At 64.7% G+C, this 21,876-nt stretch carries 27 protein-coding genes and 1 tRNA gene; 22 read left to right on the top strand and 6 right to left on the bottom strand.

Going from position 1 to position 21,876, the window contains the following annotated elements; all coding sequences use genetic code 11:
* Window positions 1–752 (bottom strand): aldehyde dehydrogenase family protein (locus tag RMO25_RS12370; RefSeq protein ID WP_309662907.1); only part of this gene is annotated, 752 nt, incomplete at its 3' end.
* Window positions 753–824: 72 nt separating this feature from the next.
* Here RMO25_RS12370 and RMO25_RS12365 point away from each other — a divergent pair.
* The 9 genes from RMO25_RS12365 to RMO25_RS12325 all read left to right on the top strand — a co-directional run bounded on the left by RMO25_RS12365 (window position 825) and on the right by RMO25_RS12325 (window position 7,782).
* Window positions 825–1,124 (top strand): SCP2 sterol-binding domain-containing protein, encoded by a 300-nt coding sequence (locus RMO25_RS12365; protein WP_309662906.1) that lies wholly within the window; start codon window positions 825–827, stop codon window positions 1,122–1,124.
* Between the two features lie 2 nt (window positions 1,125–1,126).
* Window positions 1,127–1,768, top strand: a complete 642-nt coding sequence (locus RMO25_RS12360) for a glutathione S-transferase N-terminal domain-containing protein (protein ID WP_309662905.1) — start codon at window positions 1,127–1,129, stop codon at window positions 1,766–1,768.
* A 10-nt stretch (window positions 1,769–1,778) separates the two neighbouring features.
* Window positions 1,779–2,258 (top strand): heme-binding protein, encoded by a 480-nt coding sequence (locus RMO25_RS12355; RefSeq protein ID WP_309662904.1) that lies wholly within the window; start codon window positions 1,779–1,781, stop codon window positions 2,256–2,258.
* Between the two features lie 42 nt (window positions 2,259–2,300).
* Window positions 2,301–3,008 (top strand): CoA transferase subunit A, encoded by a 708-nt coding sequence (locus RMO25_RS12350; protein ID WP_309662903.1) that lies wholly within the window; start codon window positions 2,301–2,303, stop codon window positions 3,006–3,008.
* 106 nt (window positions 3,009–3,114) lie between these two features.
* The gene (locus tag RMO25_RS12345) at window positions 3,115–3,750 is read left to right on the top strand and encodes a 3-oxoacid CoA-transferase subunit B (RefSeq protein WP_309662902.1); all 636 of its coding nucleotides are present in this window, start codon (window positions 3,115–3,117) and stop codon (window positions 3,748–3,750) included.
* Window positions 3,747–5,372, top strand: coding sequence for a SulP family inorganic anion transporter (locus tag RMO25_RS12340; RefSeq protein WP_309662901.1), 1,626 nt, complete (start codon window positions 3,747–3,749; stop codon window positions 5,370–5,372). Before RMO25_RS12345 ends, RMO25_RS12340 begins: the two co-directional genes overlap by 4 nt.
* Window positions 5,373–5,458: 86 nt before the next feature.
* Window positions 5,459–6,313: an N-acyl homoserine lactonase family protein gene (locus RMO25_RS12335; RefSeq protein WP_309662900.1), complete on the top strand. Its 855-nt coding sequence runs from the start codon at window positions 5,459–5,461 to the stop codon at window positions 6,311–6,313.
* Complete coding sequence (locus RMO25_RS12330; protein WP_309662899.1) at window positions 6,314–7,318, top strand: NADPH:quinone oxidoreductase family protein; 1,005 nt, start codon at window positions 6,314–6,316, stop codon at window positions 7,316–7,318.
* Window positions 7,315–7,782 (top strand): hypothetical protein, encoded by a 468-nt coding sequence (locus RMO25_RS12325; RefSeq protein WP_309662898.1) that lies wholly within the window; start codon window positions 7,315–7,317, stop codon window positions 7,780–7,782. The genes RMO25_RS12330 and RMO25_RS12325 overlap by 4 nt, the downstream gene beginning before the upstream one ends.
* Before the next feature lie 28 nt (window positions 7,783–7,810).
* On the opposite strand, the gene RMO25_RS12320 is transcribed toward RMO25_RS12325, so the two are convergent.
* Window positions 7,811–8,692, bottom strand: a complete 882-nt coding sequence (locus tag RMO25_RS12320; protein WP_309662897.1) for an alpha/beta hydrolase — start codon at window positions 8,690–8,692, stop codon at window positions 7,811–7,813.
* Window positions 8,693–8,813: 121 nt separating this feature from the next.
* Between RMO25_RS12320 and RMO25_RS12315 the strand changes: the two genes are divergently transcribed.
* The 10 genes from RMO25_RS12315 (at window position 8,814) to nadA (ending at window position 16,494) form a co-directional block, all read left to right on the top strand.
* Complete coding sequence (locus RMO25_RS12315; RefSeq protein ID WP_309662896.1) at window positions 8,814–9,143, top strand: DUF1476 domain-containing protein; 330 nt, start codon at window positions 8,814–8,816, stop codon at window positions 9,141–9,143.
* A complete protein-coding gene (locus RMO25_RS12310) occupies window positions 9,143–9,397 on the top strand; it encodes a BolA family transcriptional regulator (protein WP_309662895.1) in 255 nt (84 codons plus the stop codon). The genes RMO25_RS12315 and RMO25_RS12310 overlap by 1 nt, the downstream gene beginning before the upstream one ends.
* Window positions 9,384–9,701, top strand: coding sequence for a Grx4 family monothiol glutaredoxin (grxD, locus tag RMO25_RS12305; protein ID WP_309662894.1), 318 nt, complete (start codon window positions 9,384–9,386; stop codon window positions 9,699–9,701). Before RMO25_RS12310 ends, grxD begins: the two co-directional genes overlap by 14 nt.
* A 249-nt stretch (window positions 9,702–9,950) precedes the next feature.
* The gene (locus tag RMO25_RS12300; protein ID WP_309662893.1) at window positions 9,951–11,204 is read left to right on the top strand and encodes a glycosyltransferase; all 1,254 of its coding nucleotides are present in this window, start codon (window positions 9,951–9,953) and stop codon (window positions 11,202–11,204) included.
* A 100-nt stretch (window positions 11,205–11,304) separates the two neighbouring features.
* The gene (locus RMO25_RS12295; RefSeq protein WP_309662892.1) at window positions 11,305–12,192 is read left to right on the top strand and encodes a hypothetical protein; all 888 of its coding nucleotides are present in this window, start codon (window positions 11,305–11,307) and stop codon (window positions 12,190–12,192) included.
* Window positions 12,193–12,263: 71 nt separating this feature from the next.
* Window positions 12,264–12,638: a BlaI/MecI/CopY family transcriptional regulator gene (locus RMO25_RS12290; RefSeq protein WP_309662891.1), complete on the top strand. Its 375-nt coding sequence runs from the start codon at window positions 12,264–12,266 to the stop codon at window positions 12,636–12,638.
* Window positions 12,635–13,864, top strand: a complete 1,230-nt coding sequence (locus RMO25_RS12285) for a M56 family metallopeptidase (RefSeq protein ID WP_309662890.1) — start codon at window positions 12,635–12,637, stop codon at window positions 13,862–13,864. The genes RMO25_RS12290 and RMO25_RS12285 overlap by 4 nt, the downstream gene beginning before the upstream one ends.
* Window positions 13,865–13,922: 58 nt before the next feature.
* Complete coding sequence (locus RMO25_RS12280) at window positions 13,923–14,786, top strand: MBL fold metallo-hydrolase (protein ID WP_309662889.1); 864 nt, start codon at window positions 13,923–13,925, stop codon at window positions 14,784–14,786.
* Window positions 14,759–15,496, top strand: a complete 738-nt coding sequence (locus RMO25_RS12275) for a DUF4230 domain-containing protein (protein ID WP_309662888.1) — start codon at window positions 14,759–14,761, stop codon at window positions 15,494–15,496. The genes RMO25_RS12280 and RMO25_RS12275 overlap by 28 nt, the downstream gene beginning before the upstream one ends.
* The gene (nadA, locus tag RMO25_RS12270) at window positions 15,493–16,494 is read left to right on the top strand and encodes a quinolinate synthase NadA (protein ID WP_309662887.1); all 1,002 of its coding nucleotides are present in this window, start codon (window positions 15,493–15,495) and stop codon (window positions 16,492–16,494) included. Before RMO25_RS12275 ends, nadA begins: the two co-directional genes overlap by 4 nt.
* Window positions 16,495–16,497: 3 nt before the next feature.
* Here the strand turns inward: nadA and RMO25_RS12265 are convergent, their stop codons facing one another.
* Entirely contained in the window at window positions 16,498–16,833 is a 336-nt protein-coding gene (locus RMO25_RS12265; protein ID WP_309662886.1) for a PilZ domain-containing protein, read from the bottom strand.
* A gap of 161 nt (window positions 16,834–16,994) precedes the next feature.
* Between RMO25_RS12265 and RMO25_RS12260 the strand changes: the two genes are divergently transcribed.
* Window positions 16,995–17,261 carry a hypothetical protein gene (locus tag RMO25_RS12260; RefSeq protein WP_309662885.1) on the top strand — a complete coding sequence of 89 codons (267 nt, stop codon included), beginning with the start codon at window positions 16,995–16,997 and terminating at the stop codon, window positions 17,259–17,261.
* Here RMO25_RS12260 and RMO25_RS12255 read toward each other — a convergent pair.
* Window positions 17,240–17,686, bottom strand: coding sequence for a DUF4112 domain-containing protein (locus RMO25_RS12255; RefSeq protein WP_309662884.1), 447 nt, complete (start codon window positions 17,684–17,686; stop codon window positions 17,240–17,242). The genes RMO25_RS12260 and RMO25_RS12255 overlap by 22 nt on opposite strands.
* Window positions 17,683–19,161, bottom strand: a complete 1,479-nt coding sequence (locus RMO25_RS12250) for an ABC transporter substrate-binding protein (protein WP_309662883.1) — start codon at window positions 19,159–19,161, stop codon at window positions 17,683–17,685. Before RMO25_RS12250 ends, RMO25_RS12255 begins: the two co-directional genes overlap by 4 nt.
* 107 nt (window positions 19,162–19,268) lie before the next feature.
* Here RMO25_RS12250 and RMO25_RS12245 point away from each other — a divergent pair, with 107 nt between their 5' ends.
* Window positions 19,269–21,287: a PBP1A family penicillin-binding protein gene (locus RMO25_RS12245; RefSeq protein WP_309662882.1), complete on the top strand. Its 2,019-nt coding sequence runs from the start codon at window positions 19,269–19,271 to the stop codon at window positions 21,285–21,287.
* Window positions 21,288–21,438: 151 nt separating this feature from the next.
* Window positions 21,439–21,597 carry a Flp family type IVb pilin gene (locus RMO25_RS12240; RefSeq protein ID WP_309662881.1) on the top strand — a complete coding sequence of 53 codons (159 nt, stop codon included), beginning with the start codon at window positions 21,439–21,441 and terminating at the stop codon, window positions 21,595–21,597.
* Between the two features lie 130 nt (window positions 21,598–21,727).
* Here the strand turns inward: RMO25_RS12240 and RMO25_RS12235 are convergent.
* Window positions 21,728–21,803 (bottom strand) — tRNA-Ala (locus tag RMO25_RS12235).
* Between the last annotated feature and the right edge of the window lie 73 nt (window positions 21,804–21,876).

Below are 21,876 nucleotides of genomic sequence, written 5' to 3'. Positions count from 1 at the left end.
AGCTCGAGCGTGATGCGGGTCATGCTGTCGGCGGCTTGGTGCATCAATTGCGTGCCGACCGGGGCCGAGCCGGTGAAGCTGACTTTGCGGATGACCGGCGAGGCGACCAGCAGCGGGCTGACCAGCGAGGCCTTGCCGTGGACCAGTTGCGCGACCCCGGCGGGGATGCCGGCGTCGGCCAGCGCGCGGAACATCTCGCCGGTGCAGCCCGGGGTTTCCTGCGGCGGGCGCGAGATCACCGTGCAGCCGGCGGCGAGCGCCGCGGCGACCTTCTTGGCCAGCAGATAGAGCGGGAAATTCCACGGCGTGAAGGTGGCGACCGGGCCGACCGGCTGGCGGATTACCCGCGACAATTGCCCGGTCGGGCGGACCAAAGTGCGGCCATAGTCGCGCTTGATCTCCTCGGCGTACCAGTCGAACAATTGCGCGCTGGCGATGACTTCGGTCTTGGCTTCGGCAAGCGGCTTGCCTTGCTCCTGCGTTAGGATGCGGCCGATATGTTCGGCGCGCTCGCGCAGAAAATCCGCCGCCTTGTGGAGGATGGCGCCGCGCTTGTCGGCGTCGGTCGCGCGCCATTCGGGCCAGGCGCGGGCGGACGCGGCGAGCGCTTCCTCGACATCGGCCTTGGTCGCCAGCGGCAGTTCGGCGATGCCGCCGCCGGTGGCCGGATTGATGACGGTGAAATGGTCGCGGTCCTCGCCGGCGCGCCAGCTGCCGTCGATGAACAATTTGAGGTCTGCTTCATATCCCATGGAGCGCCAGATAGGCGCGCCTTGATGCGCCTGCAACGGGCGGCTAGGCGCGGCGGGACAAGGAGAGCGATCATGACCAAGCAGGAACTGGTGGCGAAAATGCAGGACGGGCAGGCGTGGATCGCCGGCAAAAGGGTCAAATTGGACTTCGGCGATCAGGGCGCGGTGATGCTCGACGGCGCGGCGCAATCGGTCAGCGAGGACGATGGCGACGCCGACACCACGATCAAGGTCGGCTGGGACGATTGGCAGGCGATGGCGGCCGGACAATTGGACGGCATGACGGCATTCATGACCGGCAAATTGAAGGTCGAAGGCGATATGTCGAACGCAATGCAGCTCCAGGGGGTGCTGGCGAAGTTGAACAGCTAATCATGCTCAAGCTGTTCTATTCGCCCGGCGCCTGCTCGCTGGCGACACACATCGCGCTCGAAGAAACGCAAGCGGCGTTCGAGCCGGTGCGGGTGACGTTGGCGCAAGGCGAGCATTTGCAGCCCGACTATCTGGCAATCAACCCGCATGCGCGGGTGCCGGCGTTGGCGACCGACCAGGGCGTGATCACCGAGAATATCGCCATCTTGAATTACCTTGCCGACCGGTTCGGCGCCGAAGGATCGGTGCCACGCGGCGATCCGTTCGCGGCGGCGCAATGCAATGAATTGCTCGGCTGGTTCGCGTCGTCGGTGCACATCACTTTTGCGCAAATCTGGCGGGCCGAGCGATTCACCCGCGACGAGAGCGTGCATGACGCGATTATCGCCGGCGGCCGCGACGTGCTGACGCACCAGTTCGACGAAATTGAGACTAAGTGCGGCGACGGCTGGTTGGTGCCGGGCCATTTCAGCGCGGCCGATACCTATGCGCTGCTGCTCTTCCGCTGGGGCCGCCGGATTGGCGAAGAAATGGTCATTTATCCAAAATGGGCGGCGCTTTGCAGACGGATGCTTGAACGGCCCGCGGTTCAGCGAGCCTTGCAGCGCGAGGGGCTGAACGCGGAGGACTTCGCGGCGGGATAGGGAGACGGGCATGCGGATTGCTGTGTTGGCGGGCGCACTGGCGCTGATGGTCGGCACTCCGGCTCAGGCCCAGCAGACCATGCTGGATGCCCGGACGGCGCAGGCGATCGTCGCCGGCTGCGCGGCCCATGCCACGACCAAGAAGCAGAGCCACGCAATCGCGGTCGTCGATGTCGGCGGCCACCTGATCGCCGCGCTCAAGATGGACCGAAGCAGCAGCGGCGCGATGGATTTCTCGATCGAAAAAGCAGTCGCCGTCGCCGCTTGGGGTTTCCCGACGGCGGGTATGGAGGAAGCGGCGACGGGCACGCCAGGTTTCGCCCGCGCGCCGAACGTCGTTACTGTCGCCGGCGGGGTGCCGGTCTGGTCGACCGACGGCCGAACGCGCCTCGGCGGGGTCGGGGCATCGGGCGAAGATCCCAAGGATGACGCGGCTTGCGCCGAAGCCGGCATCCGCGCCTCAGGCCTGCGAACAGCTCGCGCCACCTGACCGGCGCTTGACCGCTGCTGGCCCCGGCGGCAGAGCCGGGACATGCAAAAGATTTATCCCGATGCCGAAGCCGCGCTCGACGGGCTGCTGCACGATGGCATGACCATCGCCGCTGGCGGGTTCGGGCTGTGCGGCATTCCCGAGCGGCTGATCGACGCGATCGTCGCATCCGGGGTCAAGGATCTGACCATCGCCTCGAACAACGCCGGGATCGACAATGAAGGGCTAGGCAAATTGCTGCGGACGCGGCAGGTCAAGAAGATGATCTCGTCCTACGTCGGCGAGAATAAGGAGTTCGAGCGGCAGTATCTGGCGGGCGAGCTCGAGGTCGAATTCTGCCCGCAGGGGACGCTGGCCGAACGGATGCGCGCGGGCGGGGCGGGGATCCCCGGCTTCTACACCAAGACCGGCGTCGGCACGGTGGTCGCCGAAGGCAAGGAAGTGAAAGCGTTCGACGGCGAGGAGTATATCCTTGAGCGCGGCATCCGCGCCGATCTCAGCATCGTCAAAGGCTGGAAGGCCGACGAGAGCGGCAACATCATGTTCCGCAAGACCGCGCGCAATTTCAACCTGCCGGCGGCGACCTGCGGGAAGGTCTGCGTCGCCGAAGTCGAAATCATCGTGCCGATCGGCAAGATGGTCCCCAATTGCGTCCATCTGCCGTCAATCTATGTGAAGCGGCTGATCGACGGCAGTCCGTACGACAAGAAGATTGAGTTCCGCACCGTGCGCGAAAGGGAAGCAGCATGATTAGTATAGCCCTGTTCCCTGGCGAAGGCCGGGGCCCAGGCGGCGCTGCCGCGCCGTTCCTTGTCTCGGACTGGACCCCCGCCATAGCCGGGGAACAGAGTATCTGATGCCCTGGACCCGCGACCAGATGGCGGCGCGCGCGGCGCTGGAATTGCGCGACGGTTATTACGTCAACCTCGGGATTGGCATTCCGACCTTGGTCGCCAATAATATCCCGGCGGGGATCGAGGTCACGCTGCAAAGCGAGAACGGCATGCTCGGCATCGGGCCGTTTCCCTTTGACGACGAAGTCGACGCCGACCTGATCAACGCCGGCAAGCAGACGATCAGCGAGCTGCCGTCGTCGAGCTATTTCGATTCGGCGGCGAGCTTCGCCATGATCCGCGGCGGGCATATCGATCTGACCGTGCTCGGCGCGATGGAGGTGGCGGAGAATGGTGACATCGCCAATTGGATGATCCCGGGCAAGATGATCAAGGGCATGGGCGGGGCGATGGACCTGGTCGCCGGGGTCAAGAAGATCATCGTCGTGATGGAGCATGTGTCGAAAAACGGCGACCCCAAGTTCATCCCCGAATGCACGCTGCCGCTGACCGGCAGGAACGTCGTCGACATGGTGATCACCGACCTGGCTGTGTTTCACCGGCCGGACCATGCGAGCCCGTTCAAGCTGATCGAAATGGCGCCGGGCGTGACGGCCGAGGATGTTCGCGCGCAGACCACCGCGCATTACGAGGAATGAGCTCGGACGCGTTCACGCCCAAGCTCCTCACCGTATTTCGCGAAGGCTACACGGCGGCCCGCCTGCGCGCCGATGTGCTCGCCGGCCTGACCGTCGCAATTGTCGCTTTGCCGTTGGCCATGGCGTTGGGGATCGCCAGCGGTGCCTCCCCGCGCCAGGGTCTAGTGACGGCGGTCATCGCCGGCTTCCTGATTTCGGCCCTGGGCGGGTCGCGGGTCCAGGTCGGCGGCCCGACCGGTGCGTTTGTGGTGGTCGTCGCCGGGGTCATCGCCACTTATGGCTTTGATGGCTTGCTGCTGGCGACCTTCATCGCCGGCATCATGCTGATTATTGCTGGCTACTCGGGGCTCGGGCGGCTGATGAAGTTCGTGCCAATGCCGGTCGTCACCGGCTTCACCGCCGGCATCGCGGTAATTATCGCATCGAGCCAGATCGGCGATTTCCTCGGGTTGCACACGGGCAAGGTTCCGGCCGATTTCATCGACAAATGGGGCGTCTATTGGCGCGCCATAGGGACCGTGAATTGGACCGCCGTTGGGCTCGGCGCGGCGACACTGGCGCTGATCATCGTGCTGCGCCGGACGGTGCCGCGGACCCCGGCCTATTTGATTGCGATCATCGCCAGCGCCGCGGCCACGGTGTGGTTTGGCTTGCCGGTGGAAACCGTCGGCGAGCGTTTTCCAGCGATGCCGGCTGGCTTGCCATTGCCGCACCTGCCGCACCTGTCGCTCGGACTGGCCCGCGAAGTGCTGCCGAGCGCCTTCGTCATCGCCTTCCTGGCCGGGATCGAAGCGCTGCTGTCGGCGACGGTCGCCGACGGCATGACCGGCCGCCGCCACCGTTCAGGCCAAGAGCTGGTCGGAATGGGAGTCGCCAACATCGCTTCGGCGGCCTTTGGCGGGCTTCCGGCGACCGGCGCCATCGCGCGCACCGCGACCAATATTCGCGCCGGGGCGCAAACGCCAATGGCCGGCATCTTTCACGCGGCTTTCCTGCTGCTGTTCATGCTGGTGGCCGGCGGCCTGCTGGCAATGGTGCCGATGGCGGCGCTGGCGGCGGTACTGCTGATGGTCGCTTGGGGGATGAGCGAGGCCGATCGCTTCGTGGCTCTGGTGCGCACCGATGCGGGCGAGCGGGCGCTGCTCATTCTCACATTCCTGCTGACTATCTTCGTCGATTTGACGGTGGCGATTGGGGTCGGCGTGACCTTGGCCGCTTTGTTTTTCATGCAGCGCATGAGCGAACACGCCGGCCTGACCGCAGTCGATACCGCCGAGGAGCCGGGGCTGCGCGACCAGTTGCCCAACGGAGTCGAAGTGTTCCGCTTTACGGGGCCGATGTTCTTTGGCGTCGCTAGTGAAATGCTGGAAGGCCTGCGCCGCGCCGGCGAGCGGCCGCGGGCAATCATCCTGCGCATGGAACAGGTGCCTTATGTCGATGCCACCGGAGCCAACGCGCTGGAGACCTTCGTGCGGCAGGCGCACGGTTCAGGAACCGAAATCTGGATGAGCGGCCTGCAGCGCCAGCCGCTTCAATTCCTGATGCGAATGGAGCCGCGCTACGCGGGTGCGCGCCGAGCGTCGACCTGGCAGGCCGCGTTGAAGAAGGTCAGGCAAGCATGATCGCGTTGGCGCGGCTGACCTTCGACGGTATGACCGCACGCGAGGTCATCGACGACAGGCGCGTGCCTCAAGGCAGGAGAATTGGCATGGGTAGACTGTCTCGGTTTCTTCTTGCTGTGGCTTTCACCGTCGCGGGCGGCTGCAAGGCTTTGGAAGCGCCGGAGAATTCGGCGACTCCGGTCACCGCGCAATCAGCGACAATCACGTTGACCCGGCTGGATTGCGGCAGCGCCCTGATCAAGGATTTCGACGCTTTCTTTTCCGACCGGCCGGGCCTCTATCCGAAGGGCCCGCGGCAAATCACCGACAGCTGCTATCTGATCCGCCACGGCGACCAGCAGATGATCTGGGACACCGGCTTCGCGGCGGGGCTCAAGGGCCAATCCAAGGACCTCGGCCCCCTTGTCATCCATCTCGACACAACGCTGGCCGAGCAACTCGCGCAGGTTGGCCTCAAGCCCGCCGACATCGATATCGTCGGTATCAGCCACATGCATTCCGACCACACCGGCCAGGCAGCCGAGTTCCCCGCCGCAACGTTGCTAATCGGCAAGCAGGATTTCGAAAAGTCCGCCGGCAAGGATGATCCGTTCGGTCCGTGGCGCGGGGCGGGCAAATCGGTCACATTGTTGACCACCGACCAGGACGTTTTCGGCGACGGCAGCGTCGTCGCGCTGCACCTGCCCGGGCACACGCCCGACCACCTCGCCTTGTTGGTCAACCTCAAGTCGGGGCCGGTGCTGCTGACCGGCGACCTCTATCACTCGGCGATGGCGCGCGAGAAGCGTGGCGTGCCGCCGTTCAACACCAGCCGCGAAGAGACTCTGGCGTCGATGGACCGGTTCGAGGCGCTGGCGAAAAAAATCGGCGCCAAAGTGATCATCCAGCACGAGCCGGCGGACATCGCCAAGCTACCGGCGTTTCCGAAGGCGGCGAAATAGGTGAAAGCCCTGCTCTCCGACCAGCCGGGCGGGCCGGCAACGCTGCGGATCGCCGAGCTGCCCGATCCCACGCCGGGTCGTGGCGAGTTGCTGATCCGAGTGCGGGCCTGCGCGATCAACTTTCCCGACGTGCTGATCATCGAGGACAAATATCAATTGAAACCGCCGCGGCCGTTCGCGCCCGGCGGCGAGGTCGCGGGTGAGGTCGAGGCTATCGGCGAGGGCGTCGAGGGTTGGGCCGTCGGCGACCGAATCATTGCGGTGCCGGGCTTTGGCGGGCTGGTCGAAAAGATCGTCATTCCGGCGAGGATCGCCTTCCGACTGCCGGTCGAGCGGAGTTTCGAGGACGGCGCGGCGCTGTTGCTGACCTACGCAACCTCGATCCACGCGCTCGCCGACCGCGGGCATTTGCAGCCGGGCCAGACCCTGCTGGTGCTCGGCGCGGCCGGCGGGGTCGGGTTGGCGGCGATCGAGCTTGGCAAGGCGATGGGCGCCCGGGTCATTGCCGCGGTCTCGTCGGAGGAGAAAGCGCAGGCGGCGCGCGAGGCCGGGGCGGACGAGGCGGTGATCTATCCCACCGGACCGTTCGATCGCGACGGCCAAAAGGCGCTGTCCGAGTTGTTCAAGGGCGCGGTCGGGCCAGCCGGGGCGGACGTGATCTTCGATCCGGTCGGCGGCGATTATGCCGAGCCGGCCTTGCGCAGCATTGGCTGGGAAGGGCGCTACCTGGTGGTCGGTTTCCCGGCGGGTATTCCTAAGCTGCCGCTCAACCTCACTTTGCTCAAGAGTTGCGACGTGTGTGGCGTGTTTTGGGGCGCGTTCGCGATGCGCGATCCCGCCGCTAACGCCGCCCACGTCGAGCAATTGTTCAAATGGTGGGATGAGGGCAAGATCGCACCGCGGATCAGCGCGACCTATCCGCTGGAGCGCGCCGGGGAGGCGATCACCGCGATCGCCGAGCGCCGCGCGATCGGCAAGCTGGTAGTGACGCTAGGCAGGTCGTGAACAACAGCGACGAATTCAGCTGCCAATTCCCAACCGTCCCGCCGGGCGCGGTGTTTGTCGCGGCGGGGGAGGCGTTGCTGGTCTTTCCATCGGTAGCGGCGGCGATAGGTTCGCTCGAAGTGATCGATGTAGTTGAGGGGCTCTATCCGGTCGCTTACGGCCCGCGCGGGGAGCCGTATTGCCTGAGCTGCGAAGCCAATGCCGTGACCATCGAGCGGGTCGGGGAGTCCAGCCGGCCGGACGCGCTGAAAGTGCTGCTCCTCCGGCACCTCGAGGCGTGCGAAGACCCGGCCGATGCGACGCAGCCGTTGGCGGACATCGTCGCGATTGCCTGGTCGATCGAGCGTGATTTCCGGCTGCGGAATGAGCCTTCTGGCGATCGCTTCGGCGCGCGCATTCCCATCTGGGGCGGAGTCGCGCTGGTCCTTGGGCTCGGCGCGATCTGGTATTTCGGCTATCGCTGATCGCGATCGGCGAGCGGGTCGTCGAGCTTTACCGGGGCAGGGCTTGAAGCCAGCCGACAATCGTCGAGGCAAGCGCAATCCGGTGGTCGGAAAATGAATGGTCGCTGTCCATCTCAACCGCGGTCACGCGCCGGTTGCCGGCGCGGCGTAGCGCTGCTGTGGTTAGCCGGTTCGCGAGTGCGCCACCATATGTCGCAGTAACGGTGAGGATCGGCAGATGCGGCAGCTGCCGCGCAGCTACGACCAGGTCCCACTGGGCCCTTTTGGCGACCACCTCGTCGGCTACGCTCGCGGGCGTTGCGCCGTGCAGCGAATTTCCGAAGTCATCAAAACCATTGATCAATTCCTCTCGCGTCGTCGCGCCCTTGCTCGTTCCATGAGCAATATTCCAGGCGTCGATGAGGATTAAACCATCAAGATCGCGCGCGCCGATGGCGGTCATCATCGCGGTCGCACCGCCCATCGAATGGCCGGCGAGGGCGAGATGGCGACCATCGATTCCGAGCTTGCCCGCTTCGGGCGAGCGGGCGAAATCGAGCGCGGCCCGGGTGTCATCCATCGCGTTTGCTATGGAAAAGTCGCCCGCTGATCCCCACGCGCCGCGGTAGGTGAAGGTCAGGACGTCCCAGCCGCTGCGGCGGATGGCCTGGGCGAGATCGAGGTTGCGCTCATTGCCGGGCAGTCCGTGCATCAGGATCACCGTTGGATGCGGATCCTTGCCCGAGGCTTCGAACAGAACCGCGTTCATGCCCAGGCCGTGCGAGGGAATGAGCAGCTGCTGGTTGTGGGTCGGATAGCGCACGTCGCGCACCGGATCGCTTATGACTGCCCGGGCCGTAGGGGCGGCCAGGGAGCTGGCGGGGGCGAGTGCGGTCAGCACCATCGCGGCAATTACAAATGGCCTGCGCATCACCTTCTTCCTCGCCGATATCTTGCGGCGAACGTAGCGAATCCAGCGGACCTGTCCATCGCCGCTGGACGGGAGCGGGCTGCGCTCCTATTTCGCGGGCTAAGAGCGACAAGGGAAACGCATGACAACATTCGACGATCGCGAGCGCGCTTTTGAGAGCAAATATGCGCATGACGAGGAGCTGAAATTTCGGGTGATCGCCCGGCGCAACCGGCTGCTGGGCGCCTGGGCGGCGCGGCAGATGGGCTTGTCCGAAGCCGAGGCCGACGCTTACGCCAAGGATGTGATCCGCGCCGATTTCGAGGAAGCCGGCGAGGAGGATGTAGTGCGCAAGCTGCTCGGCGACCTGACCGCCGCCGGCGTCGATACCGATGACACCAGGATCCGCGAGGCGCTCGCCCACAAAGAGGCCGAAGCGCGGCGGCAGGTCATGGACCAGACGAACCTCTGATGCCGATGGCGGCGGACGACATCGAACGGCTGATCCGGGATGCGATTGCGGACGCCGAGGTGACGATCACCGACCTGGCCGGCGACGGCGACCATTATGCGGCGCGGGTGGTGAGCAAGGCGTTTGCCGGGTTAAGCCGAGTTCGCCAACATCAATTGGTCTACGCCGCGCTGGGGACGCGGATGGGGAATGAATTGCACGCGCTGCAGCTGACCACTGCAGCGCCACAGGAGATGATCAGTGAGCCAAGTTAAGGACCGGATCGCCGCCATTGTCAGCAAGGACGACGTGGTGCTGTTCATGAAGGGCACGACCTTGTTCCCGCAATGCGGTTTTTCGAGCCGCGCGGTGGCGATCCTCGACCATCTCGGCGTGCCGTTTGAAACCGTCGATGTGCTCCAGGACCCGGAGATTCGGCAGGGCATCAAGGCTTATAGTGACTGGCCGACCGTCCCCCAGCTCTATGTGAAGGGCGAGTTCGTCGGCGGATCGGACATCATGATGGAGATGTTCGAGAGCGGTGAATTGAAGCAGTTGGTAGGCGAGGGAGCCGAATAGCCCATAATGAAAGAGGGACGGTGTGCGGGACCAGAGAACCGCTGCACCGTCCCTCTCATTTGGCGTGGAACCAAAGTGGACGGGGCTAATATTGCAATGGCCGTGCCAATTCACGAAAATGACTGTTTTTAGCCGTTTTCTAGTAAAAGGATCGGGAGCTCGAGTGGCGAACCGTAAAATATACCGACAGTTTGACCACTCAGCGACGAGGAATGGCACTTTGTTCGCCGTCTCGGGTTGGACAGCAGCATGAGCCGCGATGATCCCAATGTGCTCGGTCCGCTCGGCGCACCGCGGCTATTCTGTGACCTGACCCAGAGCTGGTCCGAGGTCGGCGGCGGCATTCGCACCTATTTGCTGCACAAGCGCCGGCATATTCTCGACAAGACGCCGCACCGCCACCTGATGGTGATCCCCGGCGCGCGCGATGAAGTCATCGACGAAGGCCGCGCCATTACCGTGACCATTGCCTCGCCGCATGTTCCGGCCAGCCCGAATTATCGGCTGCTGCTGCGCACCGGCGCCGTGCGCGACGCCCTGGAGCGCTTCCGGCCTGACCTCATCGAGTGCCAGGACGCCTATGTCCTGCCATGGGCGGCGCTGGGTCACCGCAAGCGGCATCCCGAGACCGCTTTGGTCGCGGCCTATATGACCGATTTCCCGACCGTTTATGTCCAACGGCCGTTTCGCAAGTTCATCGGCAATCCGCTCGCCAGTGCAGCCTCGCGCCTCTGCTACCGCTACTGCGGCAATCTCTATCGCCGTTTCGATGCGGTCTATGCCTTGAGCGAAAATGGCGGCGCGTCGAAGCTGCGCGCTTATGGCGTTCCCAATGTCGACGTCGTCGCGCTGGGCGCCGAACTGGGTGATTTCGGTCCCTCCCGCCGCGACCCTGCACTGCGCGCCAAGCTTGGGGTCTGCGACCACCAGCCGGTGCTGATCTATGTCGGCCGGCTCGACGGCGAGAAAAAGCCGGACGTAGTGGTCGAGGCGTTCCAGCGCCTACCGGCCGAATTGGGTGCCCGGCTGGTGCTGATCGGCGAAGGCCCATTGCGCGAGCAAATCAACGCGATCGGTGATCCACGAATTGTTGTGCCGGGGTATTTGAAAGACCGCGCCGAGCTCGCCAAATGGCTGGCCAGTGCCGACATCTATGTTTCGGGCATGGCCGACGAGACGTTCGGTATATCGATTATCGAGGCGCAGGCATCCGGCCTGCCAGTCGTCGGTGTCGCCGCCGGGGCAATGATCGACCGGGTGAGCGACCGCATTGGCCGCCTCGGGCCGGTCGGTGACAGCACGGCAATGGCGCGCAATATCCTCGCGGTGTGGAACGGCGACCGCGCGGCGATGCGGGAGGAGGCGTTCCAGGAAGCCCGCCTGTTCAGTTGGGACCGCAGCATGGAAGCACTGTTTGGCCGGGTTTACCCCGCCGCGCTGGACCGCAGCGCCGGCCATCGCCGGGTTCCTGCCGAGTTTGCGGCGTCACTAGTCAAAGCCTGACGGTCGTGGTCAAAGACTGACCAAGAGTTAAACCGCGGTTCAGGACCGGGGCTACAAGCCTGTGGTCGACGCTGGCGGCACAATTGGGACAGGCCGGGACATGAGTATTGTGCGGGAGTTGATCAGTATCGGATTGGCAGCGGCCCAAGCGGTCGCGCCAATCGCGCCGGCCCCGGGCCCACCATCGTCCAACCCAACGACGGTGGTTCGGGCCGATGGCTTCAACCTTGGCGCCAAGCCACTCAACGAAATCAGCAAGGACCAGGCCAATACGCTCCGTTCGCAATGCGGCGACCGGCGCTTCGAGGCCAGCGCTGAAGGCTTGATCGATGGCGAGATGAAACGCCGCACGATGACGCTGTGCGCGGCCCCAGGCGACAGCAACGCCCAGTGGATTTCGAAACTCGCCAATGCGGTCCTGTGGGTCAAAGCGCAGCCTGGCCTGTCCGACCCCGTCAAGGCCAAGCTGGTTGCCGACCTGCAGGGCGAGATTGGCCAGTTGGAAACCGTCGCGCCGGCGCGGGCCCGCTCTTCGGGCGCATTGTCCGCGGCGGACGCGCTGGTGTCGACCGTTCCGCCGATGCCATTGCCATTGCCAATATCGACCATGTCCGGGGCAACGATGTTGGCGCTGGCACCGCCGCTGGTAGCGAGGCCACCGCTGTCGATTCGCTGCCTGGTTCTGGGCGAGCGGGGCGGCGGCACGACCTGTGGCAGACTGACGCCGGATACCGTGTTCGCGGTGCACGCCGATGGCAATCTGGCCAGTCCGGTAACCCTGCGGTTCATGCGCCGGGGCGAGCTGCGAGCGGAATCATCCGTTGCAGCCCTGCGGCAAGGGCAAATGCTGCGCTTGAAGCTGCCGTCGCAAGTTTGCGTCGGGGTTGCCCACAGCAGCGTTGAAATCGAAGTCATGGCCAGCCAATTGGGTTCCGGAAAAGTCTCCCGGCTCGCCGACAAGATTGGGCCGTTCAACTTGCACTGCTAACTCGTCGCCAGTTCGGATTGCGGGCCGGTCGGTTCATTGGCCGTTCAGCTTACGATTACAATTGTAGTCGAATGAAAAAACCCACCCGAATCAGCGAAGCCGAGCTGCAGCTGCTGCAGCTTTTGTGGGAAGAATCGCCGCTTGGTGCGACCGAGATCGCCGACCGCGTGCCAGCCGGCCGGGACTGGAGCCTGGCGACGGTCAAGACCCTGTTGTCACGGTTGCTCGCCAAGGGTGCGGTGTCGGCCGAAAGCGAAGGGCGCCGCTTCCGCTATCGGCCCGCGGTCGACCGTGAAACCATCGCCGGTGGGCAAGCCGATCGCCTGGTCGATCGGTTGTTCGGCGGGCGCGTGTCGCCATTGGTGGCGCAGCTCGCCGACCAGCGTGAGATCGACCCCGACGACCTTGCCGAGCTCGAAGCGCTGGTTCGGAGTTTGCGCAAATGATGGCCTGGGCAACCGGCACCGGCCTTGCCGTCTCGGTCCTGATCGGCCTGGTGCTGCTGGTGCGACGCCCGATTGCCCGGACGTTTGGCGCCCGGGCGGCGTACGCGTTGTGGTTAGCGCCTGGATTGCGGGCGGTAATGCCAACCTTGCCGGCGGCGGCCGTGCCACTTCCGGCATCGTTGCCGATGGGATCGATCCACACGTGGGTCGTGCAGTCGGCCTCGACGGACGCTGGCTGGCTAACTCTTCCGGTTGCCCTTGGCGGCATGTGGTTTGGCGGCGCGATCCTATTTCTCGGTTTTCACGGTTGGCGGCATTATCGCTTTCTTGGACGGGCGCCAGCGCAGGGTCGCGCGCTAGATGTCCCGGGCGTCCCCTATGATGTCGTCGCGCCCGCGCATGTCGACGGACCAATGGCGACCGGGTTGATCCACCCGTTGATCATCGTCCCGATGGATTTTGAGCAACGATTCAGCGTCGACCAGCAACATTTTGCGCTGTGGCACGAACAGCTTCACCATCGCCGCGGCGATATTTGGGCGAGCGCCGCGGCGCTAATCCTGACGTCGTTGCTGTGGTTCAATCCGCTCGCTTATCTCGCTTTGGGAGCCTTTCGCCGCGACATGGAAGCGGCTTGCGACGAACGTCTGCTCGCCGATGCCGGCCATGCTGTCGCGCCGGCTTACGCCGAAACCATCCTGCGCTGTGCGGCGCGACCCGTTCCGCGCTCGCTGTGCGCGCTGACGACGATCGATGAACTGAAAGGGAGACTGAACATGCTCAAGACCAATCATGGACGCGGCCGGCGGCTGGCCGGACTGCTGCTCGCTGGCGGAGTTTCGATTGCTGGACTCGCGTTATCCGTGCCTGCCGCCGCTGACGACGGGGTCAAGCAACAAGAGTTCACCAAGAAGATCGTCATTCATGGCGGTCCAGGCGGCAAGAATGGGGTCGAGAGCGCGGACTCCGGCGATCTCGAAAAAATGGGCGCCAATTGCGATGGCGAAAAAGTCGAGCTGTCGGCCGACGGCGGCGGCGCGGACAAGAAGCAAACGGTCAAGTTCTTCGTTTGCGGCAAGAAGGGCGAAGGCCGCACCGAGCTTGTCGCCGCTCTTGAAAAGGCCGCTGCAAACCTCGGTGAGGAGGACGACATGGACCCGGCCATTAAGGCCGAGCTGCAGGCCAAAATGCGCGCCAAGATCGAGTCGTTGCGCGCCGGCGGTTAGCCGCTTTGCATTCGACCTATTTTGCATAACGGCGGGCGTCCGTGGCACAGGCAGTGCCGTGGACGCCCCTTATGCCTTGCTTGATCCGATCGAACCCGGGATTGCCCGCGTGCTGGCGCATAATCCGTCGGCATTCACGTTCACTGGCACCCAGTCCTATCTGGTTGGCGACCGCGAGGTCGCGGTCATTGATCCTGGGCCCGACTCTGCCGAGCATTTGACGGCGCTGGTCAAGGCAATCGGCGGGCGCAACGTTGCGGCGATCATGTGCACGCACACCCACCGCGACCACAGCCCGGCGGCCAGACCGCTGGCCGAGGCAACGGGCGCGCCGATCATTGGCTGCGCGCCGCTGGCGCTGGAGACGGCGGGGCCGCGCGCCGACGCCGCGTTCGACGGCGACTACCGGCCCGATCGCGTGCTCGAGGACGGAGAGGCGATCGAAGTTGACGGCCGCCGACTGACTGCGGTCGCGACGCCGGGCCATACGTCCAACCATCTATGCTTCGCCGACGAAGCGTCGGGCGCTTTGTTCACCGGCGACCATGTGATGGGCTGGTCGACCACGGTCGTCTTTCCGCCCGATGGCGACATGGCGGCTTATATGGCCAGCCTCGCCAAGCTGCAGCAGCGCGACGACCGCATCTATTATCCGGCGCACGGGCCGGCGATCCACAATCCGAGGCAATTGGTCCGCGGGTTCATTGGCCACCGGATGCAGCGCGAACGGCAGATCCTGTCGCTGGTTGAGGCTGACCCCCGGACCATAGGCGAGATCGTCGCGGCCGCTTATCCGGGTTTGGATCCACGGCTTACCGTCGCCGCCGGCGGATCGGTCTTTGCCCATCTGCTGGACCTCGCGGCACGGGAACTCGTTGTTCACGACGGAGAGACATGGAAACGCGCCAACCCATCCGCCTGACCCGGTCGCTGGTCGCTGTAGCAATTGCGGCCGCGCTGCTGATTGGCGTCCTGATTGGCGGGGTCGCCGGGCTGAGCAAGCTGCTGTTCGGCGGCGGGCCCAACCCGCAGACGATCGCCTCGTCGAGCCTCGAATCGATGCGCGCCCAGAACCGGCTGGTGGCCTTCGTCGCGCGTTATGTCTCGGTCACCAGCTCGCGCCAGGCGCGCTTCGGGTTTTCCGCCGAGCGCACGCTGATCCTGCCCGGCGACGTCCGCTACGAACTCGACCTGGCCAAGCTCCAGCCCGAGGACGTGCGCTGGGACAAGGCCACGAATACACTGCGCGTTCGGCTGCCCGACATCGAGATCGCCGGCCCGGAAGTCGATCTGGCGGCGAGCCGAGAATATGGCGAGGGCGGTGTGCTGGCTGCGCTGACCGACGCCGAAGGCGTGCTCGACAAGGCCAACCAGGCGCGTGCCGTCGCCGATTTGCGCCAGCAGGCGATGGCCGAGGTGCCGATGCGGCTGGCGCGGGACGCCGCCCGCAATGCGATCGAGCGCAGCTTCGCGATGCCGTTGAAGGCGGCGGGGATCGGCGATGCCAAGGTGATCGCGCGGTTCGCGTCGGAAGAGCAGACGGACAATCCCTCTTATATCGACCAGTCGCGGTCCTATAATGAGGTATTGGGAGAGACGCGCGCCAAGGACGCCGCGCAGGGGACACGATGACGACGCAGCCGCAAAGCTTGAAGGGCGTCGACCTCCTCGCCGAAATCCAGCGGCTGAAGGTCGAGCGCAACGCCGTGATCCTGGCGCATTATTACCAGAAGCCGGCGATCCAGGACCTCGCCGATTTCGTCGGTGATAGCCTCGATCTGTCGCGGAAAGCCGCGGCGACTGACGCCGACGTCATCGCGTTCTGCGGCGTCCGCTTCATGGCCGAGACGGCCAAGATCCTGAGCCCCGAAAAAATCGTCATCCTGCCCGACATGGACGCCGGCTGCAGCCTCGAGGATTCGTGCCCGCCCGATCAGTTCAAGGCGTTCCGTGAAGCCCATCCCGACCATATCGCGCTGACCTACATCAATTGCTCGGCGGCGGTGAAGGCGCTGTCGGACATTATCGTCACCTCGTCGTCGGCGGACATTATCCTCAAACAGATCCCGATGGACCAAAAGATTATCTTCGGGCCCGACCGGCATCTCGGCGGCTATCTCGCGCGGCGGACCGGGCGCGACATGTTGCTGTGGCCGGGCGTGTGCATCGTTCACCAGGCGTTTAGCGAGACCGAACTGCTGAAATTGAAGGCCGAGCACCCGGGCGCGCCAGTTGCCGCGCATCCCGAGTGCCCGCCGCACATCATCGACCATGCCGATCATGTCGGCTCGACCCGATCGATCCTCGAGTTCACGCTGTCATCGCCGGCCAAGACCATCCTGATCGCCACCGAGCCGCACATCATCCACCAGATGGAAAAAGCGGCGCCCGACAAGATTTTCATCGGGGTCCCGGGCGGCGACGGCAATTGCAACTGCAACATGTGCCCGTACATGGCCCTCAACACGCTCGAGAAATTGTACGTCGCTCTGCGCGATTTGAAACCGCGGATCGAGCTGTCGGAGGAAGTCATGGCCGCGGCGCGGATACCGCTGGAGCGGATGCTTGAGATGGCCGGCCGGACGGTCGGCCAGGGCGACGTTGGGAGGCCGCAGATCAGCGGAGACTAAGCGCTATTGTTGGCCCGCCGCAGCGAGCCTTTTCAGAAGCACGTCGAACACCGCCGGATGCACCGGCCGTTGAAACTCGAGCCCGGCCGCGAAGCCATCGACCCAGCAGACAATGGCCTCCAGAGCTTCCAGCCCTTCGAACTTCACCCAGACGATTTCGTCTAGTCGTGGACGTTCGACGAAATCCACCTTGCACCCCTCCTGGGAGACGTCGTGGACATTGGCGCGATAATTGTTGTGGCCCGATCGCCTGAGCGACACCTCGGCTTCAAGGCCGACCCTGGCGCTCTTCCTAGGTGTCGGGTTCGTTGCGCCGCCGGTATCTGATGGTATTTTCATTAAAAGGACGCCCCGCCGCCCGTATGGCGTAATCTATCGCGGCCACCGGTGAACTTGCAAGTGGGACGCTAGCTGCGCCGAGCCGCACCGATAGTCGGTTCGCCCGAACTTCCCAGCCGGGCATCGTCCGCTATTGTGGCGTTTTACCGGAGACCAGAATTATGGGTTGGCTGATTGGCCGCGCCGAAGCCGTGTCGAATCCGCAGGCAGCGAAGCAGAAGGCGCTGGCCAAACTGCGGCATTGCGCCGAACTCGACGATCCCGAGAGCCTGGTCGTGCCAATCCTGGTCGACGCCTTGTTGCTGGTCGAATCGCTGCGCGGCGCGCGTCACCAGATCACCTTCGTTCCCGAGCTGATGCAAAGCGTCGACGCCTTGCTGCGCGAGCTGACGATCATCGAGAAGACTCATGAGTGGGTCGAGCCCTGACGGGACGTGACTTCGCCGCCAATGGTCGCGGTGCCGGCGTGATGCTTGTCGAGATGGCGCTTGATAATGCGCAAGTTGCGGCTGTTGGAGCGGAAGAAATAATCGGGGATCGCGCCGACCCACGGGATCAGGCCGAGCAGGAAATCAGTGCCGACATTGCCCGCCATCCGCGTCATCGCCCATTTTGACATGCCAAGGTTGCGCGCTTCCCAGATCATGTAGCTGCCGAGCGCCGCCCCGGCGAGGTCGCCAACCACCGGCACGAAATCGAGCAGAACGTCGAGCCCGACGCGCTTGTTGGTGCCGGGAATGGCGAAGGCGTTTTCAAGCAAATGCTCCATCGCTTCGACTCGCTGCCGAACCGAGTGCGGATCCCCGCCGAAACCAGGGAAAGGCAGCTTCCCACCGGATTGAATCACCATCATCGAGCGCCTTCGCGATTGAGCCTCTGGTCGAGATCAGTCAGCGTATGGATGCCGAAGCGGTTCCCTGCGAAGCCCTGGATGCGTCCTGACACCAGCGCCCAGCGGATCGGCGCCGCGATTGGAATGAACAATTGCAAATCGTCCATCTTGCGCGCCGCTTCGGCCAGCAAGGCGCCGCGTTGCGCAGCGACCGGCGCGGTTCGGGCCGCTTCGAGTAGCGGATCGACTTGTTCATCGCAGATGGGTGCCACCTGGCAGCGAAACTGGCGCAGGAACCAGGCCGGCGATGGCGATGGCGCTACCGCATCGATCAGCTTGAGGTCCGCGGGCCGTCCGTTGGCGACGCGGACCAGCTTGATGCCGAACAGGCCCCAGTCGGCAGCTAGCCGCTCGAACAGCTGCTGCGCGCCCGGGCCGTCGGGCAAAGCAATGACCAGCGTCGGTCGATCATGGCCCAACAGCCGGTCGGCCGCGGTGACCAGATTGCGTTGACGGTCGGCGATCGGTGTCGCCAGCCATGGCGGCGCGACCGGGTCCGGGACACCTTCCAACCCCGCTTCGAGCAGCGTCGCGCGGCCGACCAGGCCGGGCACGTCGAGCGCCGCGATCAAGGCGTCGCGATCGATCGCCTGGGCCAGCAGTTTCCGTAACTCCGGATCGGCGAGCGGACCGCCCTTGCGCGCCGGCGCCAGGCCAAACAGCCCGGCGACCGGGTCGAACTGCAGCGTATTGCGGGGGAGCTTGATGCGGCGCGCAACAGGCAGCTCGGCAAAGGTGCCGCCGAGCACCATGTCCACTTGGCCAGCGGCAAAGGCGTGTAAGGCCGCAGGGGCGATCAAGCCCTGCAGCCTGACTTCTTCTTTCCGGCCTTCCTCGCCGTCGGGACCGGGTACCTTGCGGCGGAGCAAGAGGAAGTCAGCCGGCGGCTGCCCGGCCAACTGGAACGGACCGCTGCCCTGACCAATGCGGACCAGGGCGAAATTGGGCTGGGCGAGCAGTTGCAGCAGGTTCGGGCGCGGCGCCTTCAAGCGGATTTCGAGCACGCGGTCGGTCATCGCGACGATCTCGTCGACCGCGCCCAACGTATCTTTGAGCGAATTGTTGCTGTTGCCGGCGATCTCGCGTCGCAGAATCCGGGCGACCTGGTGGGCGGTGACCTTGGTACCGCTGGGCCATTCACCCGACGCGAGGCGGAAGATGTAGCTCAGCCCATCGTCGCTGACGTTCCAACGCTCGGCCAGGCCGGGTTCGATTTGGCCGCGGGCGTCGAACTGCACCAGCCCTTGCGCAACGCTGTTGAGCAGAACCGCATCCGATGGCGTAACCGGCCCGGTGGCCGGGTCGACGATTTTGGGCGTGGCGCCAATCACCGCGACCTTGACCGCGCCTTCGGGCTGGCGGTTGCAGGCAGACGGGATGGCGGCGAGGGCGACGAGCAATGTCATCGCCAAGGCGCGCCGGAGGGCGGGCGGCATGGCCGCTCGTTTAGCCGCAATCGAAGGTTCAGCAAACGTCTGGATATATGCGCGGGACTGTTTTACTAGACTAAGGCAGTTGGCATTCCCCGCAAGAAGGATCGTGGGTGGCGGACAGGGACGGAATCTGGAGCCGCGGCGGCGTTCATGTCGAGGAATTGCCCGACCCGTTCGCGCCGGTCGTCGCGCAACCGGGGCTGGGCGCGGAACCCGTCGAAGCAGCGCCGAAGCCCAGACGCCGCCGCCGCCGCATCATTGTTTATGCGATTGCCGCCGTTCTGCTGGTGACCCTGCTGTGGCTGATAGTCACCGCGCCACTGTCGCGGGCGCTGCAGCCGCTCGACGATCCGGCGCTGTTGCTGTTGTCGCAAGAGGGCATTCCGATTGCCCGGCGCGGGGCGATCAAGGAAGCACCGGTCGAAGCGTCGAAGCTCGATCCGCTGACCCCGGCGGCGTTCGTCGCCATCGAAGACCGGCGATTTTACCGGCACTGGGGGATCGATCCGCGGGCGATCGGCCGGGCGATGGTCGCCAACATGTCGGCCGGCGGGGTGCGCCAGGGCGGCAGCACGATCACCCAACAGCTGGCCAAGACCAGTTTCCTGTCGAACGATCGAAGCATCAAGCGCAAGGCGCAGGAAGTGATCATTGCGTTCTGGCTCGAAGCCTGGCTGACCAAGGACGAAATCCTCTCGCGCTATCTTTCCAGCGTCTATTTTGGTGACGGCGTTTATGGCTTGCGCGCCGCGGCCAAGCATTATTTTAACCGGGGGCCAGACCAACTGAACCTGGCGCAGTCGGCCATGCTGGCTGGCCTGGTGCAAGCGCCGTCGCGGCTTGCCCCGACCCACAATCTCGCCGGCGCGCAGAAACGCAGCCGACTGGTGCTCGGGGCGATGGCGCAAACCGGGATCATCAGCGTCGCGCGCGCTCGCGCGACCGTGTCCGCGCGCCCGGTCGTGCAAACGTCGAAAGTCCCGACCGGCACCTATTTTGCTGATTGGGTCGCGCCGTCCGCGCAGAAAGCGTTCGAAGCGGAATTTGGCGAGGTCAGAGTGACCACGACGCTCGATGCCGATCTCCAGCGGCTGGCGGTGCGGGCGGTCGGTCGGGCGCCAATCGGCGCTTTTGATCAAGATGAAAGGGCGCAAGCAGCGCTGGTGGCGATGCGGCCCGACGGCCGCGTCGTGGCGATGGTCGGGGGGCGCAGTTACCAGGACAGCCCGTTCAATCGCGCTACCCAAGCGCGTCGCCAGCCGGGATCGGCGTTCAAGCTGTTCGTCTACCTCGCGGCGATGCGCGCCGGCTGGACCCCCGACAGTATCATCGACGACCGGCCGGTGACCATCGGCGGCTGGACCCCGGTCAACAGCGACGGCGTCTATCGCGGGCCGATCACTTTGCGCGAAGCTTTCGCCCGATCGAGCAATGCGGCGACGGTCCGCCTGTCGGAAAGCGTCGGGCGGGCCAATGTGCTGCGCGCCGCGCGCGAACTCGGCATTTCGAGCCCGTTGCCGGGCGGCCCCAGCGTAGCGCTGGGCAGCGGCGCGGTCAGCCTGGTCGAGCTGACCTCGGCCTATGCCGCGATTGCCAGCGGTCGCTACCCGATTGCGCCGCGCGGGCTGGCAGCGGACGGACAGGACCAAGGCTTCTCCAGCTATTTCCGGCGCGGCGGTCGGCTCGACGAACGCCGCGATTGGGCGCCGATGCTCGATTTGCTGTGGGAAGCGACCAACAAGGGCACCGGGCGCCGCGCCGCGCTGGCCGTGCCGACCTTCGGCAAGACCGGTACCTCGCAGGATAACCGCGATGCCTTGTTCATCGGTTTTGCCGGCAATCTGGTGGTCGGCGTGTGGGTCGGACGCGACGACAACAAATCGCTGGGCAAGATCAGCGGCGGCACGGTGCCGGCGGACATCTGGCGCAATTTCATGGTCCCGGCGCTGAGCATCGACGGTCGCGCCGGCCCGCCGCTGCCGCAGATGTTCCGGGTCCCCGCGCCGCCGGCGCCTGTGCGCCACAAACAAAAGAAGAGCCCGCTGCCCGCCGACTGGAGCGACGGCACCCGCGGGTTGCGCGACCTGGTCGACCAACTCGACAGGCTAATCGAGGACGCGAGTAAGTAGTTTTCCTTATTCATGGTTAAAGTCCGGAAACCTCTCGCTTTAAGTCTTTCTCAATCCTCCGGGGCTAATTCCACATTCAACCTACGCGAAACGGCTGCGCAGGTGGGGGGACTTCGATCCCTAGTTGAGTGGAGCCTTAAGGAGACCAGAGATGGCCAAGTTTTTGAAACTGATTCGTAACAGCGAAGGCGCGACCGCCATTGAATACGGCCTGATCGCCGCCCTCATCGCCGTTGCGGCGATTGGCGCGATGACCAGCATTGGTAGCGCGTTGAACAAGACCTTCACCAACGTTGCGACTGCCCTCTAAGGCATAACAACGGTGAAAATGGGCGGCGGCGTCGAAAGACGCCGCCGTCTTTTTTTGTGCCTGCGGCGGAAGGAGCGTCGAATGACGGCGCCTTCTTATTGTGCTTGCGGCGGAAGTGGCGTCGAGGGGATGGTGGAGCCGAGGGGGATCGAACCCCTGACCTCTGCAATGCCATTGCAGCGCTCTCCCAGCTGAGCTACGGCCCCGTCCGTTCGCGCCTTTAGGCGAACTTCATCCCACTGAAAACTCGAAAATCCACGCGCGAAGCCGGCTAGGCTT

It is taken from the genome of Sphingomonas sp., assembly GCF_031361285.1.
Lineage (GTDB): Bacteria > Pseudomonadota > Alphaproteobacteria > Sphingomonadales > Sphingomonadaceae > Sphingomicrobium.
Note: the sequence above shows the minus strand (reverse complement) of the source record. Positions and strands in the feature narration are given on the sequence as shown.

Coding starts and splice junctions, on each gene's coding strand:
- RMO25_RS12365 (WP_309662906.1), top strand. CDS start 825: ATGACCAAGCAGGAACTGGTGGCGAAAATGCAGGACGGGCAGGCGTGG.
- RMO25_RS12360 (WP_309662905.1), top strand. CDS start 1,127: ATGCTCAAGCTGTTCTATTCGCCCGGCGCCTGCTCGCTGGCGACACAC.
- RMO25_RS12355 (WP_309662904.1), top strand. CDS start 1,779: ATGCGGATTGCTGTGTTGGCGGGCGCACTGGCGCTGATGGTCGGCACT.
- RMO25_RS12350 (WP_309662903.1), top strand. CDS start 2,301: ATGCAAAAGATTTATCCCGATGCCGAAGCCGCGCTCGACGGGCTGCTG.
- RMO25_RS12345 (WP_309662902.1), top strand. CDS start 3,115: ATGCCCTGGACCCGCGACCAGATGGCGGCGCGCGCGGCGCTGGAATTG.
- RMO25_RS12340 (WP_309662901.1), top strand. CDS start 3,747: ATGAGCTCGGACGCGTTCACGCCCAAGCTCCTCACCGTATTTCGCGAA.
- RMO25_RS12335 (WP_309662900.1), top strand. CDS start 5,459: ATGGGTAGACTGTCTCGGTTTCTTCTTGCTGTGGCTTTCACCGTCGCG.
- RMO25_RS12320 (WP_309662897.1), bottom strand. CDS start 8,692: ATGCGCAGGCCATTTGTAATTGCCGCGATGGTGCTGACCGCACTCGCC.
- RMO25_RS12315 (WP_309662896.1), top strand. CDS start 8,814: ATGACAACATTCGACGATCGCGAGCGCGCTTTTGAGAGCAAATATGCG.
- RMO25_RS12310 (WP_309662895.1), top strand. CDS start 9,143: ATGCCGATGGCGGCGGACGACATCGAACGGCTGATCCGGGATGCGATT.
- RMO25_RS12300 (WP_309662893.1), top strand. CDS start 9,951: ATGAGCCGCGATGATCCCAATGTGCTCGGTCCGCTCGGCGCACCGCGG.
- RMO25_RS12295 (WP_309662892.1), top strand. CDS start 11,305: ATGAGTATTGTGCGGGAGTTGATCAGTATCGGATTGGCAGCGGCCCAA.
- RMO25_RS12290 (WP_309662891.1), top strand. CDS start 12,264: ATGAAAAAACCCACCCGAATCAGCGAAGCCGAGCTGCAGCTGCTGCAG.
- RMO25_RS12285 (WP_309662890.1), top strand. CDS start 12,635: ATGATGGCCTGGGCAACCGGCACCGGCCTTGCCGTCTCGGTCCTGATC.
- RMO25_RS12275 (WP_309662888.1), top strand. CDS start 14,759: ATGGAAACGCGCCAACCCATCCGCCTGACCCGGTCGCTGGTCGCTGTA.
- nadA (WP_309662887.1), top strand. CDS start 15,493: ATGACGACGCAGCCGCAAAGCTTGAAGGGCGTCGACCTCCTCGCCGAA.
- RMO25_RS12265 (WP_309662886.1), bottom strand. CDS start 16,833: ATGAAAATACCATCAGATACCGGCGGCGCAACGAACCCGACACCTAGG.
- RMO25_RS12260 (WP_309662885.1), top strand. CDS start 16,995: ATGGGTTGGCTGATTGGCCGCGCCGAAGCCGTGTCGAATCCGCAGGCA.
- RMO25_RS12255 (WP_309662884.1), bottom strand. CDS start 17,686: ATGATGGTGATTCAATCCGGTGGGAAGCTGCCTTTCCCTGGTTTCGGC.
- RMO25_RS12250 (WP_309662883.1), bottom strand. CDS start 19,161: ATGCCGCCCGCCCTCCGGCGCGCCTTGGCGATGACATTGCTCGTCGCC.
- RMO25_RS12240 (WP_309662881.1), top strand. CDS start 21,439: ATGGCCAAGTTTTTGAAACTGATTCGTAACAGCGAAGGCGCGACCGCC.